Source organism: Methylotuvimicrobium sp. (assembly GCF_050611805.1).
Classification (GTDB): Bacteria; Pseudomonadota; Gammaproteobacteria; order Methylococcales; family Methylomonadaceae; genus Methylotuvimicrobium.
The window spans coordinates 45,260-60,930 of the sequence record NZ_JBNGHF010000018.1; the positions used below are offsets into that span (position 1 = coordinate 45,260).

Here is a 15,671-nt window from a genome sequence, read left to right on the forward strand (position 1 = left end):
GTTGTTATAAAAAATCAGCCTACATGACTGATTGTGGCGGCGCAAGGTTCTGACTTACGAAGACCGGGAAAAGTTTATGGCAAATGCAAAAAAAATTGTAATCAAAATTAATCGTTCCGGAAGCGAACAAAGCAATATGCCGAGAAACTCGGCGTCTTCCGAAATTGTTATTTGGAATGTCAGGCGAATCGTATTGGCTGTGATTATTGCTATTGCATTTATAGTGATTCCTTATTTTTATCTAAGTAATGGATTAGAAGATAAAGTCGACAAAAAAACTGAACAGACTTCGTCTGAAGTAATGGTGAAAGAATCCTCTCTTATTGAAACAAAAGATCAACCGATTTCCGAAAAAAATCATCGGATTAAAGAGGTTATTCCTGAGTTGGCAAAAGAAGCTCCAATTGACCGGCGATTTAAGACAATCAATCATTATAAGATTACCCGGGGCTTATTAACTAATGCCATCGTTAATAAAGAACCGGTAAAAGAGTTGATTCCACCCTTCAGTCTCGGAGAAAAAAAGCCAATTCATCTTTATTATTTTACTGAGCTCAAAGATTTGAAAGGCGAATCTTTTTTTCATCAGTGGATTAAAGATGGCGTACTTGTTGGGAAAATACCAATCAATCCGAAAGGCAATCGTTGGAGAGTCTCGACTAATAGAGTATTGACCTATACGGATGCAGGGCATTGGATGGTTCAGTTAATAGATAAGAATGGATTAATTTATAACGAAATTAAATTCGAGGTCATAACTGACTAAGCTATACCCTTTTCTTGTCTGACGAATAAAGCCGAAAATGCATAAGAGATACTGATTTTGCGCTTATGAGGAGGTGGCTCGATTGACAGGGTCGGCGCAGGGATTATGTTAAGCGAGATTACCTTGCCTCTACAAAGCTTACTGTCTCGGGAAGTTATCTTGTGCATATTCCTAATTAAGAATGCAGTTTTTGGAATAAGGCGAGATTATCTGATCAACAGACCAAGTTTGATTTAAAACTCATCAAGCATAATCTCTCTTTTTTGTTAATGCTTTGAGTTGTTGCTCATTTAATGTTTTTTTAGTTACAATTAATAGCTATCATTCCTTGAATAAAGAAAAATCTCTTTTTGGGTCTATTAATCTTTGATCACTGGAAAACCTATTAAAAAAAACATGATTATTTGTCTCATGTGATTTTTATTAAACCGGCGACTTAAGCATTTGTTATTTTTTAATTGAGTTGCTTTGGGTCCTAATAAAATTAATTGAAACTTTTACATTAAGTGAGAATTTACGTATGACCGATTTTCAGAATCTTTCAGAAGATGAATTGCAGGCAGTTATTTTAAATGCTGAAAAAGCACTTAAAGCTAAGCAAGCAGATAAACGTAAAGAAGTTATGAATCAGATAAAAGAACTTGCCGCCTCGATCAATGTGGCGGTTGAGTTTATTGATGATCAAAAAAAATCCGCTAGAAAAGGCATTAAGGTACCTGTTAAATATCGGCATCCAAACGACTCTAGCAAAACATGGACTGGACGAGGAGTTATGCCTAAATGGCTTCAGACTTTAGTTGAACAAGGTCATGACCGTTCGGAATTCGAAATTGATTAAGTTATTTATAACGTAATCCTATAAAGCCTTGTGTTAAGTTTTTAGCGCTTTTTATGAGGTGGCCGCTAATTAGGATTATTAATAATTGCTAAGCCGGTAGGGGGATTTTGTGGATGTGTAGGGTCCAGAAATAGAAAATATCTATTTGTTGCCGGGAATGATAACGTAATAGCTTAATGAGAAAGAGCTTCCAAGAAGCTAGCCTTGGAAGCTCGAAAATTAAATGTTGAATTGTCGGTTTTGCATCTATTAGTCATATGTATCACAGACGTTCGCTTTTATTACGTTTGTGGGTTGCGTTAATGTTTCCAGCAATAGCTGCCGTGGCGAATAAAGTAGAAGAGAGTATGAATTCTCCGGAAACAAAGCCAAGCACGCCAGTGACAAATACTGCGCCAGTTAAAATGTCTTTTTGAAAATCGCTCATTAGATGAATCCTCGTTTATCTAGTTAAAGGTTTAAATTACGGTTTAACTATACTGAACAGGGTTGATGTAAACAATACCATTAAAAATAGACGGATTGTTTACCAAAGCAGTACTAATGTTTAATGAACTTTTCATACAGGGCGATTATAGTTATCGCAATTGGGTGTTTTTGCACTTTGCTAGTAAAATTTCGGTGCAGGAGAGTGACGTCTAAGGTCATCGTACCCAGTCATAAGTACCACTCAGTGCTTAGTGTATTTTCGGCATTTTTCGTTTTGTCGGTATTCAGGTTACATGAATGTAAAGCTACGCTTGCTTTCCTGGCGCTGTATATATTCGTCAATCCTTCGCGGTGCCCTTAGTTGGCGTTTAAGCCGCGCTCAGTGCTTCGTTGCATTAATCAGAAATTTGATGAGAAGTATAAAAGGCTTACAATGGCGATCGTTTTTTGAATAAAGTTGAAAAATACAAGATAAATATGCCGGTACAACAAATTTCACCCACCGACTTAAATGTTAAGCTGCAAAGCGATACCCCGCCTTTTTTGCTTGATGTAAGGGAGCCCTATGAATTTGCTTATGCCCGGATTGCAGGCAGCGTGCTGATTCCGCTACATCAAATTCCCGAACGGTTGGATGAGCTGGATGCAGAGCAGGATATTGTTGTGATATGTCATCATGGCATACGTAGTCAGCAGGCGGCATCTTTTTTAGAGCACCATTCGTTTCGAAAATTGCTGAACCTACAAGGCGGAATCGATGCATGGTCTTGTGAATGCGACGCCTCGGTACCGAGATATTGATATTTAAGGCAATGCTTACAGTTTTCTGAAATACTTCATGTACTTCATGGTTAAAATGCCGCTTTTAGGTTAATCGATCCAAGTTGATAAAGGCTCGACGACCACTCTATCGCCTTTTTTTATGCCTTGGCAATCGCCGGGAAGTACAATGAAGCAATTTGCGTAACTCATGCTTGATAGTATATGTGATCCTTGTTTTCCCGCCGACCGGACTTGATGCTCGCCGTTATCGGATTGCGATAAAACCCCCCTTATAAACTCAAGTCGACCGGGCGATTTTTTAATCGATTCCTGACAAATGGCAGTTAATTGCAGTGGTTTTTCCGGTGATAATCCAGCCATGAACCGGAGCCCCGGTATGACAATACGCTGAAAAGCTAAAACTACCGAGACCGGATTTCCCGGTAATCCGAAAAGTCGGCAATTGCCGATCGAACCAAACGCAAGCGGTTTTCCGGGTTTAACCGCTATTTTCCAAAGTTCTACCTGTCCGATTGTGTCCAGTATTTCTTGGATAAAGTCAGCTTCGCCAACTGAAGCGCCGCCGGTGGTTATGATCGCATCATGAGTCTCGGCAGCCGCAGTCAATAGGTTTTCGAGCCGGTCCTTATCGTCCGGCACAGCGCCCAAATCAGTAGTTGAGAAGGCTTCTTCTTTTAGTAATGCACTCAGCATATAGCGATTACTGTCGTATATATTTCCAGGAGCCAAGGGTTGGCCAAGCGGCGTCAATTCATCACCGGTCGATAGGAAGGCGATTTTAATTTTGCGTTTTATGTTGACTTGATAAATGCCGGCAGAAGCCAGCAAACCAAGGTCGATAGCGGACAGTCGTTTCGGTGCGGTTATCAGGAGAGCATTTTTTGCGATATCCTCTCCGGCAATTCTGACGTGTTGCAAGGCTTGAAGCTTGGCCGGAAAATGCACGATTTCGCCGATTCTTTGCACATGCTCTTGCATGACGACGGTATCGAGTGCTTCCGGTACAACTCCGCCGGTAAAAATTCTGACGCATTGCCCGGGTAAAATACTTCCGTCATAGGGACGACCGGCCCATGAAGTACCGATTAGGTTTAAGCTGAACGGATGGTTGGGATTGATATCGGAGCTGGCTAGCGCATATCCATCCATTGAAGCATTATTGTGATAAGGCAGATCGATAGGAGAAATGACCGATTCCGCCAAAACTCTGCCTAACGCATCGTGTAAATTAACCTTCTCAGCGTCGATTATCGGTTCTATTGACGATTCGATTCGAGTCAGCGTCTCCTCAAGAGTCAGCAGGCGGTTTTCTGTTTGAATGCAGGCATCAATCATGCTTGCGCTCCAAGAATTGGTTTAAAATGTAGTCGGCTATCATGTTCGGATTGTTTAAGTCGAAACCGAGTAAATGTTTTGGTAATTCGAGCGGGCTATCCGATGCAACGGCGATAATATTAGGGTCGTTCGGGTAGATTAGCGGTTTGTTTAGCGCCGGTCTATGGATTTCGATTTTTGGAAATAATTCAGCCTTGAAGCCTTCGACTAAAATGAGATCCAGGTTGCTTTGATCAATAACTTGTAGCTGGTCGGCTAGCTTAGGTTCTTGTGCCGGTTCGATTTCAGTAATGATTGCGCGCCGGTGTTTTGATGCCAATAGCACGGTTAGGGCCCCCGCCTTGCGCAGTCGATAACTGTCCTTGCCCGGTTGGTCGATCTCGAAATTATGATGGCTGTGTTTGATTAAACCGATTCGTAGCTTATGATTTTTGAGAATGGGTATCAATTGTGTCAATAAGGTAGTCTTACCTGTTCCGCTGAATGCAGCGAAACCGAGGATAGGAATATGAGTGTGTAGCATGGTCGACTAATTACTGTAATCTGGAAAAATTCGGAACTAAGATAGGGTCTTAAGGTTTAATATGCAATTATTTGTAGCTATTCAGCGTATTCGGTAGGTTGGTGTCAGGCATTGATTTCTAAGGACGCGTGAATACATCCCTGTAAGCTCTGACTGCAACGTCCTGTTGCAGACAGCCTTATAAATCAATGCCTGACACCTTCTCATACATGACTTATGCTGAATAATTACAATTATTTCAATAAGCGGATCATTTTAATCGGAGAGTATTTTTGGTTCGGATCTATTTGGCGATATTGGCGCTAGCGGTCTTTTTTTGGTTATTACGCGGGTTTTTAAGCCGTCCACCTGAAGTTGTGGCTCGTTATATAAAACTGATAATCGCCGTTTTCATCGGATTGGTTCTGCTATATCTTGGCGCGACAGGAAAGCTTAATTGGTTGTTGGCATTTTTGGGTATCTTGGTTGCTGCCTTGACTAGGTTTGTTCCCGCTTTGCTGTACTATGCCCCAGCATTACAGAAACTTTGGTTTATGTTTAAATCGGGCAAGCAAAGCAGCGAAGCACGCCATTATTCGAGATCTAGCAATGCCGCGATGTCGGTTGAAGAAGCTTACGAGATTTTAGGATTAAAACAAGGGGCAACTCGTCAGGATATTATTGCCGCGCATAGAAAGTTAATGCAAAAACTACACCCGGATCGGGGGGGCTCGGGTTATTTGTCGTCTAAGATCAATCAAGCAAAAGATTTATTATTAAAGTATGTAGCCTAATGTTTTTATTTAAATTAGTTGCACGTCTCGATTGCTGGGTATTGATGCTTGCCGGGGTTGCTGTTTCTTGTGGGCAGGTCGTTTTACCGGATTCGGAAGTTGCGACGACCCCCTCCATATCAAGGCCCCAACCGACTAAAGCAACGATTGACTCCGCTTATTATATCGTCCAACCAGGAGATACGCTTTATTCAATCGGGTTTCGATCGGGACATGGTTATCAGGTGCTTGCTGCCTGGAACGGGATTAAACCGCCTTACAAAATATTGGTCGGTCAGACGCTCAAAATGTTTGATTCAGGTCCCGAAAAACCTACTGTCGTCAAACCTTCAAATGACCCGGGAAGCTTAGTGCGGGCCCCAGTTAAAAAGAGAAATTCGTCACAAAAAAAATCAATAGTTTCAAATGATAAGAAAAAATTGTTAAAGTTGCACTGGCAGTGGCCGATTACCGGAAAGGTACTAAAAAAATTTTCTCAATCCGGAAGAAAAGGAATAGATATCTCAGGTCGTTTAGGTCAGTCGGTTAAGGCGACGGAAGCAGGTAAAGTCGTTTATAGCGGTACAGGTTTAATCGGCTATGGAAATCTACTCATCGTTAAACATAATGAAATGTACATGAGTGCTTATGCCAATAACAGTCTATTGCTGGTCGAAGAGGGAGAATATGTGGAAAAAGGCCAAAAAATAGCTGAATTAGGTAAATCAGCGTCGGGGCAAGCCGCGCTGCATTTCGAAATAAGAAAAAACGGAAATCCGGTAAATCCACTCGAGTATTTGCCGAAAAATTGACGAAACCACTTCGGCAATAGCCGATTAACCTGGGGGTTAATAATAATGAAAGAAGAATTCGTTGAGGTTACTTCCATTAAACCGCACGGTGCGCTCTCAGATGATCTCGTTTTCGAAGATGAAGATGATCAAAGTTTGTGTCTCGAGGAAGTGTCTGTTATAGAAGATGTAGTCGTTGACGATTCCCAGAATGATTATACATTCGATGCTACACGTTTTTATTTGAATGAACTGGGTCGATCGAAATTACTGACTGCCGATCAAGAAAAAATGTACGGCAAAAGGGTTTTACGGGGCGATGAAGAGGCTCGTAAAATCATGATCGAAAGCAACCTTCGGCTAGTCGTAAAAATTTCTCGCCGTTATTTAAATCGAGGGTTGCCTTTACTGGATCTGATCGAAGAAGGCAATCTCGGCTTGATTAGGGCGGTTGAAAAATTCGATCCCGAGCGAGGATTCAGGTTTTCGACTTACGCCACTTGGTGGATAAGACAAACCATTGAAAGAGCGATCATGAATCAGACTCGTACGATTAGGCTTCCGATCCATATTGTTAAAGAGATGAACGTTTATCTCAAAGCGCAAAGACAATTAGCGCAAATTCTTGATCATGAGCCGAATGCCGAAGATATCGCCCGTCATCTTGATAAGCCAGTCAAAACCGTCGAAAAAATGCTTAAATTAAACGAGCGCGTTAGCTCCGTGGATGTTCCGGCCGGAAAGGATTTTGATAAGCCGTTAGTTGAATCGATTTCTGATGAATGGAGCATGTCTCCAACCGAAACCCTGCAAGAAGAAGGTATCAAGGATAATGTCACGAACTGGATCTATCAGCTTTCGGAAAAGCAACGCGAAGTCATTTGTCGGCGCTATGGGTTGTGCGGTCATGAGTCGGCGACTCTGGAACAAGTTGCTCAAGAGCTGGGGGTCACCCGGGAAAGAGTCAGGCAGATTCAGATGGACGGTTTAAAAAGACTCAAAGAAATATTGGAATTCGGCGGCTATTCCTTTGAGTCTATTTTTCACTAATGGGTTTGATTTAAATGAATCTTTCTTGCAAAGGCCAATCTCTGTAATTACAGACTTGGCCTTCTGCACGGACTTTCGCAATCTCGGCCAATGAAATATCGGCATAGACCCATTGCGTGGCATTCAATTCACCTATCGCGGCAATACCGTTGTCTGGAAACCCTCGATCGACAGGCGTATAAATCGCTGCAGCACCCACATTGACATCGACCGCCTCCGACCATAGAGCGTTGCCGACTGTCGGCGACTGTACGACAAAGCATTGATTTTCTAAGGCTCTTGCCTGGCAGCCGATTCTCACACGATGATAACCCGCCACGGTATCGGTACAACTCGGTACCAAAATCAGGTTTGCGCCGGCTTCAACTTGTTTTCTGGCCAGCAGCGGAAATTCGCTGTCATAGCAAACATTGATCGCGATTTTGCCGTATTCGGTGTCGAAACATTTTAATGCTACACCGCTTTTGATCAACCACTGCTCGTTTTCGAAGCGTGTCATCTGTAATTTATCCTGAAAATCGTAGCGACCATCGGGCCAGAATAAATATGCGCGGTTCCGATAGTCTCCGTTTTCGATTTTGACTGGAAACGTTCCAGCCTGGATATAGCAAGAATATTGCTGTGCCAGCGATCGGTATAAGTCGACATAAGCGTCATGCAGGCTTTGTATGGCATCCAGTTGTTTTTCCAACGACTTGTATATTTCTTCCGAAAAAAGCGAAGCTAATTCCATGCTGCCGTATTCCGGAAATACTAAAATTTTTGCGCCTTCATCGGCGGCTTCCTGAACCCAGCGTTCGATTTTGCTTTGATAATTGGCCCAGGTTTCGAGAAAGCCGATATCGTATTGCGCAGCCGCTATTTTAATCGTCATGTTTCAACCAGAATGTCATCAGCTTAGGGGTTTCGGTTTCATCGTCCAGGTCTTTCCAAGTATAAGTTGTTTGTAGCTCCGGGTGCTTGAAATAGCCGCGCTTGTTCCAGAACTTGTCGAGCGGGACGTAATCGGCGGGGCGGCGGGGATGGTTGTTGGGGCGCTCGACACAACAAAAACAAATATGTTTGAAACCGCCCAGATCACTGGCATGCGCTTCGCGTTGTTCGAAAAATTTGACGCCGATGCCGAGGCCTCGATAATTTTTATTCAAAACCGACTCGCCGCAATAAAAAATTTCATCCGGATTATAGCCGTGCTCGATAAAAGGCTTTTTGACTTCGTCGGTTTCATATTTCATGGGAATCGCGGTTGATGCGCCGATGATTTTATCGCCGTCGAATGCCAATACGATCACGCTTTCCGGGCAATCGATATAGGTTTGCAAATATTTCTTCTCATAGTCGTAATCGCCATCGTAAAGATAGGGAAAACCATGAAAGACTTCGATACGAAGGCGAGCAAGGTCGGAGATGTATTTCTCCAAATCTTTTCCGCTCCATCTTTCAATGCGTATGTTGTTAGACATCGTGTTAACCTGCTTTTAAAAAAACGGATATTTTAACGGAAGCGACTGCGGGATGTGAATTGATACAGAATGAATAGTGCAAATGCGGCGCCTAACGTATCGGCAAGCCAATCGAGAACATCCGAAGAACGTCCGTCGACGAAAGATTGGTGCCATTCGTCGCTGATTCCGTATATGCTGCAGAATAAAAGGCTCACAACAGCCAAGTGCCGAGGAGTCGAAATAAAGTGTGTTAATAAACGCCAGGTGAAAAAAGCCAGAATAAAATAGGCGCCGGCATGATACAGTTTGTCTTGATGCTCGAACCACATTGGCGCAGGCAGGGAAGGTTGATGCGATAGCCAAAAAATAAAGCCGCAGTACAAAGCCAAGAGTAAAAAATCCCTAAATTTAGTCATCGTTTGAATTCCTTGGTAATGAAAAACATATTTCGAACAGCCGAAAACTGCTTGTTCCATGCCTCGATTCCGGAAAAGTTGTCGCAAACTCACCAGGCTTGGCAATTTTGCAAAGACGGCTTACTCAGTTATGAATCGATAGACAAGCCTAAACCTATAAATGCCACGCGATTTCCCGATAAGCCGCTATGGTTGCCGCCGAAACAGATGCCGCGACGGCAATTGACGACTCCGGAAGGCCTTGCGGCATTTTTTCATGCCTTGGTGCATATCGAGTTCGTTGCAATTTATCTGGCCTGGGATATTATTTACCGATTTCGCGGCTTGCCCAACGAGTTTTATCGGGATTGGCTACGCGTAGCCGATGAAGAGGCGCAACATTTTACGTTATTACGCAACCATCTTGCGACACTCGGTTGCGATTATGGCGATTTGCCGGCACATGGCGGTTTATGGGATCATGCTCAAGATACCCATAGCGATTTATTGGCAAGATTGGCTATTGTGCCGCGCTGCTTGGAAGCGCGCGGTCTGGATGTAACGCCGGCGATGATCGAAAAACTTGAAGCGCTGGGTCATACTCAAGGCGTGACGATTTTAACCCGAATTTTGAATGATGAAGTCGGTCATGTGCAATTAGGTTCGAAATGGTTCGAATATCAGTGCCGCCAACAATCGCTCGACCCTAGTGAAACCTATAAAAAACTTATCAATCATTACTTCAAAGGCAAACCGAAAGGCCCATTTAATCGCGAAATGCGTATAATCGCAGGCTTCTCGGATGCTGAACTGGATTGGCTGGAATATGAACAAAAACAATAGTAATTCGACGCCTGTATTTGATTACCCGGTCTTTGGTTTGGGGTTCAGGCCATTTTTTATATTGGCCGGTTTATTCGCGTTATTGCTGATTTTGTTATGGAATGCCATTTATAAAGGCGAGTTTACGGTTCAAAATTATTATGCACCGAATATCTGGCATGCGCATGAAATGCTGGTTGGTTATTCGGTGGCTGTCATTGCCGGCTTTTTGTTAACTGCCGTGAAAAATTGGACCGGACATGCAACGGCCAGCGGTGATCGTTTGGCCGGACTTTGTTTGCTTTGGTTGTACGGCCGAATTTTGCCTTTTTATGCCGAGTTATTACCGGATTTTTTGATCGCGTTGACCGATTTTGCATTTTTACCGGTGTTGGCTTATTCGGTCAGTCAACCGATTATGCGATCAGATCATAACAAGAGCTTGGTTTTCATAGTTTTATTGGCGTTGATGACGGCGGCTAATGCTTTAGTTCATCTTGAAATGCTTGATATTTATGAAAGTACGGCGATGCTGGGGCTTAATATGCTTTTGGCTATTATCATCGTGATGATTTTGGTCGTTGCCGGACGTGTTTTTCCTTTTTTTACCGAACGCGGTTTAAAGGGCGTTATCGCGATTCGCAATCCGCTTTTAGACGTCTTGTCGATTGTTTCCGCCGCCTCGGTTTTCTTGTTGCAAATGGCCGGTATATCCGGGCACATTCTTGCTGTGAGTGCGATTGCCGCTTTGGTAGTCAATCTTGTGCGTATTGCCGGTTGGCATGTGCGGCAAGTTTGGTATGTGCCGTTGTTATGGATATTATATATCGGTTACGGATGGATCATTTTGGGGTTCGGCTTAACTGTTTTGGCGGCTTATGCAAAGATTTCATATTCTTTAGTTTTGCATGCGTTTACGCTGGGGGGAATCGGTGTATTGACCTTGGGCATGATGGTCAGAGTGTCTCTGGGGCATACGGGGCGAGTTATGAGGGTTTCGAATATCATTGTGACCGCTTTTGTTCTATTAAATTTATCCGCTTTTGTTCGGGTTGTTCTTCCCGCTTTGTTACCTGCTTGGTATAGTCAGTTTGTTTATATTTCGACACTGGCTTGGCTGGCGGCCTTTGCCTTGTTTGTGTTTGTATACGCGCCAATTTTATTGGCACCTAGAATCGACGGCAAACCCGACTAGCTAAGGATTTCGTGATACTCCCTTTTGATTGAAAAACCGTCTAAGAATAAAAGGTATGGGATCTATCTATCGAGGAACGCCGTAACCCCGTCCATGGGGGCTTGACGGTAGCGCTCCCTGCTGCCGACATCCTCGCTAGCCACACCCCCATACCTTCATAAAGTTAATTTTTGAGTATAAAGGGAGTAAATAACCTCTTGGATCTATGAGCTTTGTTATGTGAGTAACCGAAAGCTTCATAAAATATCGCATGATTCGGCGTAAGGATATACCGAATCTTTTTATGACAAAGAAACGATACAGGATAGACGTTTTTTAAACTTAACTTATTGGAGATTGTATGGCTGAAACTGTAGATGAATTGACTGTCACCTACGAAGATGGCGGTATTGAAACCGTCAAGGAACTCGATAAAAAAGTATTGAGTAAAGGCGCTTGGGCGACGGTGATCTATCGTTATCAAGATTGGGATCGCAAGAAAGAATCTTACGGCCCGGATAAATATACAATTCGCCGTTATCAAAAACGCAACGGCGAATATCAACAAAAATCCAAATTCAATATTTCCAGTACGGATCAAGCCAAAAGTATTATTGCCGCATTGCAGGAATGGACCGGAGAATGACAAGTTTGTGAAAACTAAATTCTGCAGTTTAACCATGAAGCACATGAAGTTCATTGAGTAATTCAATAGGTTGTTTGAGCCCCTGCCAGGCTATTGGGTGAGCGAAAGTTTTATGCGAACGCGTAACAAGTTGTTGAATTAACTTGGTATTCTTCATGATCTTCAGGGTGAAATGCTTTTTCTAGGTTGAAGATTTATTTCAAGTTGTTTGAGATATCGGAATTTCCGAAGTGGCCTGATACGGCGACGCTATTTGCCCATTTGCCGGGTTTTCCACGATCGAGCGGATATGAAGGTCGCGTTGCGGAAATGGAATTTCAATATGATTTTCGCGAAAGGCATGATCGATTCGGAAATGGATGTCATGGGTAACCGGTAGTCGGTGCGCCAATTCGCTAACATAAACCCGGATCGAAAAATCTAAAGAACTGTCGCCGAAGCCAAGCATCAGCACACTGGGTTCTGGATCTTGCAAAACCAAGGGTGTAGATCGAACCGTTTCCAGCATGACTTTATGGGCTAGTTCGATATCGGAACCATAGGCTATACCGATTGGGATCACTAACCGTGTCGTCGGATCGGTCAAGGTCCAATTGATCATTTGTTCGGTGATGAATGTTTTGTTCGGTACGATTAATTCCTTTTGGTCCCAATCAATAACAGTTGTGGCACGCATTTGGATGCGGCTAACTTTGCCGCTGATTTCGCCGATTGTTACGGCGTCTCCGACTCGGATAGGTCGCTCGAACAAAATAATAATGCCGGAAACCATGTTCGCGAAGATTTCCTGTAGACCGAAACCTAAACCTAAACTGAGTGCTGCGACTAGCCATTGCACTTGCGACCAGCTGCCGCCCAGTTCATTCGCGACCACGATAAAGCCGATCGAAACTAAGAAATATTTGGCCAAGTGATTGACGGCATAACGAAAGCCGGCGTCGACCGTTACGCGCCGAAAAATCAATAACTCCATGACCCCCGGAAAATTGCGGATCGCCACACCGGCTATGAAAGCATAGAGGCCGGCCAGAAACAGATTGGTTAGGGTTATCGGCTGATAGACTTCTTGATTATCTACCGTGACGAGGTGTTGCCATAACGTGATGTTGTCGAAAAACGAGAAGGCCGGCAGAATATTTCGCCATATCATCCACGAGCCGACAATAAGCGTAAAGCCGATAAAGACATTGAGTAACGCCTTGGTTTGAGCATTGATTTTAGGAATATCCAGTAGCTCTTCTTCGGCGACTACAACATTATCTTCGGAGCCTGCAGTCGTAGGTTTCGAGCTTTGCGCGGCAGCGGCAGTCTTGCGTTTTTGCCGTGCGTTTTTCAGGGCCAGTTGGCGGTTAGCCAGGGTTAGCCAACGCAGCACCAACTCATAGATAATAATACTGATAAATATCATCCTCAGCATTACAATTAATTTGTTCTGCAATTCTAGTGCGCTCAAATAATAGCCGGCTGTCGCAAACCCAATGATGGTTAAGGGGGCGATGACCGCGGCCGGATACCAAATATAGCGCGATCGATAAAGCCATCCGTTCGGGTTCGCTTCAAGATAATCCTGCAACACACCTTTCGATGGCTTTAAGATATTGAATAAAAATGCGGCGAGAGACAGCATTATGATAATGACAGCCAATCGCCCGAGATTATCGCTATGCGATGCTATAGCGGAGCTTCCATTCAATTCGGTCAGAAACACGCCAGGCACAGCAACAAAGCGTACCCAAGCAATTTGTTTACGAAATATCCCGGCATTTTTCGCTTGCCATAGAAAATGTTTTTGAGCAACACCTTGCGGCGCGAACAGTCGATAAAATACCGCAAGAGTGAGTAATGGGATGGAGGCGGCCTGTAATCCTGCTCCGATAGCTTGACTAAAATCGGTAACATGAGGATTGTCGGCCAATAACCAGCCGGCTAAAAAAATCAGGAGGGGCAGGGGCAGCGCTAAAACAAAAATGTCGCCCATCGCGATCAATGTATAGGAAAATTTGTCGGTATAGATTTTTCCGATTCGGTTTGAAATGGCTGTTAATTGATGTTTGACTTTAGCCTTGACCGTCATGAGTACAATTAAAATTATAATCGAAAAGGCACTTAACAGCGGTTTTGATATTGCGGCTTTAACGATGTCTTTTGTAAAGCTTAACCAGTTTAGAGGCGACAGCAGCCATTGGAAGGAACCGAATAAGTCGATGAGGTACTCGGTATCGATCGGAGCGGAACTCGGCACCCACAGCAAACGTTCATCAAGATAAGTGGCAAATTTTTCAGCTTGACTAAGCATTTGTTGTCTTGCGAAATCTAGATCGCCTAGGGTTCGCAAATAAGCCGTGTAAGCAACCGATAATCGGTTCAGTAAGTCTTTTTGGTTATTGAGCAATACGCGCAATTCGGCCTGTGTCATCATTCGTTCATTAGCCGGTAGCTTGTTGTCGACTTCCGAATTCATGATTCTATTTAGTTCCAAATCAATATCGGCTAATTCTTTAAGTCGATCCTCAATCTTGAATTGCGCAAGGCCGGTCTGAGCAGTTTCGTCCTGTATGGTCTGGGATTGCAATGAGAATTGCCCGGCGGTCGGTAAATTACGCCGTTGTTCTCTCAGTATTTTGCCAAGCGCAGGACTGAGTCCGGCTAAGCTGATTTTGCGTTCGGCGCTTTTGAAATCGGTCTCAATTTCGGCGGATTTGCTATCGATTTTGTTTTTCTGTTCGCCGCTTTGTTCAATCTTGGTTGTGATGGCCTGAAGATCCCGACTGTATTGAATGTTTTCGCGGGTAACAACCTGTATGACCGGGTGCTTATCGGCTAGCTCCTGTTCCGCTTGATCGAGGGCCTTCTGCATTTCCTTGGCTTCTTGTTGGCGGCGTTCGGACAGGGTGCTTTCTATCGCAGCGATAACAGGGGCGAGCAGATTCTTCTGCATATCCAACAATTGCAGTTCGGATTTGATGACTTCGGTCCTGAGCGGATTGCTGGCGGCCTCGATTTCCAGCTTTTTTAATTCGGCCGTGCGTGATTCGATCAAGGTTTTTAAATGAATGTGCCGGGCTTCAATTTCCAACTTCGATTCTGCTGACGTTGGCGGGATTTCGAGCTTATTTCGGGCGGCATCGAGATCTTGTTTGGCCTCAACCGTTTCTAGGCGAATTTGCTGTGGACGGCTGTTCTGTTCGGCCAATAGCGCGTCGAGTCTTTTGGTTTGTTGGTCAAGGTTGCTAATTTTGCCTTTTTCGATAATCAGGCGTTGTTCGAGCTCTTCGATAGGGATGTGACTGAAGTCCTCTATCTTTTGTTTCTCTAGTTTTTGTTGGGTTTGCTTGATTGCATTTTGTAAGTTTTTAATTCTATCGGGTGCTAGTTGCAGGGCTTTTTGGTAGTTTTCACTGCGAAAATTAAACTCTCCGGTATTGGCGAGATTGTCTAACGCGGACTGATAATATTTAAGCGTTTTGGTTTTGACGCCTTCGTCGAGATCTTCCCGGGCGGTGAGTACTTCGATTTTGTTGCGTAGGTTCTCCGGGTCATATTCGGAAGTTACAGGCTTGCCGTTTTGGCTTTGAGCCAAAACGACTTGAGGAATTAAGCTGCTTAGTAAAGTAAAAATAAGCAAGCCAAGAATTGCCGGAAAGATCGGTTGGATTGTCGAACAGATATTTTTCATCGATGATGGAACGTCTGATAATAAGAGATAGCAGGAGCAAATATCGCAAGCGCCAAGGAAGGTGCGAATGCGGATTTTGTATTACGCCATGGATGGCGTGTATTAGGGCAATGCAGGAGCAATTGCTGAGGAGCAAAAATCCGCCTAAATTTGACTAGCAAAGGTAATAATCTCAAATTCGGCAGTTTAACCTTGAAGCACATGAAGTATAAACATTCCCGATAACCTCTTGGGTGATCGAAAGCT

16 protein-coding genes are annotated in these 15,671 nt (G+C 43.7%); 9 read left to right on the forward strand and 7 right to left on the reverse strand.

Going from position 1 to position 15,671, the window contains the following annotated elements; translation table 11 throughout:
- Nucleotides 1-76 precede the first annotated feature (76 nt).
- Together ACRJJO_RS10860 and ACRJJO_RS10865 are read left to right on the forward strand one after the other, a co-directional pair.
- On the forward strand, nucleotides 77-766 hold the full coding sequence (locus ACRJJO_RS10860) for a DUF2914 domain-containing protein (RefSeq protein ID WP_431065768.1): 690 nt from the start codon (nucleotides 77-79) through the stop codon (nucleotides 764-766).
- Between the two features lie 520 nt (nucleotides 767-1,286).
- A complete protein-coding gene (locus ACRJJO_RS10865) occupies nucleotides 1,287-1,604 on the forward strand; it encodes an H-NS family nucleoid-associated regulatory protein (protein WP_431065769.1) in 318 nt (105 codons plus the stop codon).
- Between the two features lie 262 nt (nucleotides 1,605-1,866).
- Here the strand turns inward: ACRJJO_RS10865 and ACRJJO_RS10870 are convergent, their stop codons facing one another.
- Nucleotides 1,867-2,031 (reverse strand): hypothetical protein, encoded by a 165-nt coding sequence (locus ACRJJO_RS10870; RefSeq protein ID WP_017839339.1) that lies wholly within the window; start codon nucleotides 2,029-2,031, stop codon nucleotides 1,867-1,869.
- Between the two features lie 449 nt (nucleotides 2,032-2,480).
- On the opposite strand from ACRJJO_RS10870, the gene ACRJJO_RS10875 reads away from it, so the two are divergent.
- The gene (locus tag ACRJJO_RS10875; protein ID WP_431065770.1) at nucleotides 2,481-2,834 is read left to right on the forward strand and encodes a rhodanese-like domain-containing protein; all 354 of its coding nucleotides are present in this window, start codon (nucleotides 2,481-2,483) and stop codon (nucleotides 2,832-2,834) included.
- Between the two features lie 69 nt (nucleotides 2,835-2,903).
- Here ACRJJO_RS10875 and moeA read toward each other — a convergent pair whose 3' ends face one another.
- Nucleotides 2,904-4,151: a molybdopterin molybdotransferase MoeA gene (gene moeA / locus ACRJJO_RS10880; protein ID WP_431065771.1), complete on the reverse strand. Its 1,248-nt coding sequence runs from the start codon at nucleotides 4,149-4,151 to the stop codon at nucleotides 2,904-2,906.
- Nucleotides 4,144-4,674 carry a molybdopterin-guanine dinucleotide biosynthesis protein B gene (mobB, locus tag ACRJJO_RS10885; RefSeq protein ID WP_431065772.1) on the reverse strand — a complete coding sequence of 177 codons (531 nt, stop codon included), beginning with the start codon at nucleotides 4,672-4,674 and terminating at the stop codon, nucleotides 4,144-4,146. Before mobB ends, moeA begins: the two co-directional genes overlap by 8 nt.
- Nucleotides 4,675-4,946: 272 nt before the next feature.
- Between mobB and ACRJJO_RS10890 the strand changes: the two genes are divergently transcribed.
- The 3 genes from ACRJJO_RS10890 to rpoS are packed head-to-tail and all read left to right on the forward strand — an operon-like array spanning nucleotide 4,947 to nucleotide 7,267.
- Nucleotides 4,947-5,447: a DnaJ domain-containing protein gene (locus ACRJJO_RS10890; RefSeq protein ID WP_431065773.1), complete on the forward strand. Its 501-nt coding sequence runs from the start codon at nucleotides 4,947-4,949 to the stop codon at nucleotides 5,445-5,447.
- A complete protein-coding gene (locus ACRJJO_RS10895; RefSeq protein ID WP_431065774.1) occupies nucleotides 5,447-6,238 on the forward strand; it encodes a peptidoglycan DD-metalloendopeptidase family protein in 792 nt (263 codons plus the stop codon). Before ACRJJO_RS10890 ends, ACRJJO_RS10895 begins: the two co-directional genes overlap by 1 nt.
- A 45-nt stretch (nucleotides 6,239-6,283) precedes the next feature.
- Nucleotides 6,284-7,267 carry an RNA polymerase sigma factor RpoS gene (gene rpoS, locus ACRJJO_RS10900; protein ID WP_404355278.1) on the forward strand — a complete coding sequence of 328 codons (984 nt, stop codon included), beginning with the start codon at nucleotides 6,284-6,286 and terminating at the stop codon, nucleotides 7,265-7,267.
- A 10-nt stretch (nucleotides 7,268-7,277) separates the two neighbouring features.
- Here rpoS and ACRJJO_RS10905 read toward each other — a convergent pair whose 3' ends face one another.
- Genes ACRJJO_RS10905 through ACRJJO_RS10915 form a run of 3 tightly spaced genes read right to left on the reverse strand, consistent with a single transcriptional unit; the run spans nucleotide 7,278 to nucleotide 9,128 of the window.
- Nucleotides 7,278-8,141, reverse strand: a complete 864-nt coding sequence (locus ACRJJO_RS10905; RefSeq protein WP_431065775.1) for a carbon-nitrogen hydrolase family protein — start codon at nucleotides 8,139-8,141, stop codon at nucleotides 7,278-7,280.
- On the reverse strand, nucleotides 8,131-8,730 hold the full coding sequence (locus ACRJJO_RS10910; RefSeq protein WP_431065776.1) for a GNAT family N-acetyltransferase: 600 nt from the start codon (nucleotides 8,728-8,730) through the stop codon (nucleotides 8,131-8,133). Before ACRJJO_RS10910 ends, ACRJJO_RS10905 begins: the two co-directional genes overlap by 11 nt.
- Before the next feature lie 32 nt (nucleotides 8,731-8,762).
- Nucleotides 8,763-9,128, reverse strand: coding sequence for a VanZ family protein (locus ACRJJO_RS10915; protein ID WP_431065777.1), 366 nt, complete (start codon nucleotides 9,126-9,128; stop codon nucleotides 8,763-8,765).
- Between the two features lie 18 nt (nucleotides 9,129-9,146).
- Between ACRJJO_RS10915 and ACRJJO_RS10920 the strand changes: the two genes are divergently transcribed.
- The 3 genes from ACRJJO_RS10920 to ACRJJO_RS10930 all read left to right on the forward strand — a co-directional run bounded on the left by ACRJJO_RS10920 (nucleotide 9,147) and on the right by ACRJJO_RS10930 (nucleotide 11,749).
- Nucleotides 9,147-9,950 carry a ferritin-like domain-containing protein gene (locus ACRJJO_RS10920; protein WP_431065778.1) on the forward strand — a complete coding sequence of 268 codons (804 nt, stop codon included), beginning with the start codon at nucleotides 9,147-9,149 and terminating at the stop codon, nucleotides 9,948-9,950.
- Complete coding sequence (locus tag ACRJJO_RS10925; protein ID WP_431065779.1) at nucleotides 9,934-11,124, forward strand: NnrS family protein; 1,191 nt, start codon at nucleotides 9,934-9,936, stop codon at nucleotides 11,122-11,124. The genes ACRJJO_RS10920 and ACRJJO_RS10925 overlap by 17 nt, the downstream gene beginning before the upstream one ends.
- A gap of 340 nt (nucleotides 11,125-11,464) precedes the next feature.
- On the forward strand, nucleotides 11,465-11,749 hold the full coding sequence (locus tag ACRJJO_RS10930) for a hypothetical protein (RefSeq protein ID WP_404355267.1): 285 nt from the start codon (nucleotides 11,465-11,467) through the stop codon (nucleotides 11,747-11,749).
- A 199-nt stretch (nucleotides 11,750-11,948) separates the two neighbouring features.
- Here ACRJJO_RS10930 and ACRJJO_RS10935 read toward each other — a convergent pair whose 3' ends face one another.
- Nucleotides 11,949-15,425, reverse strand: a complete 3,477-nt coding sequence (locus tag ACRJJO_RS10935; RefSeq protein ID WP_431065780.1) for a mechanosensitive ion channel domain-containing protein — start codon at nucleotides 15,423-15,425, stop codon at nucleotides 11,949-11,951.
- Nucleotides 15,426-15,671: the final 246 nt, after the last annotated feature.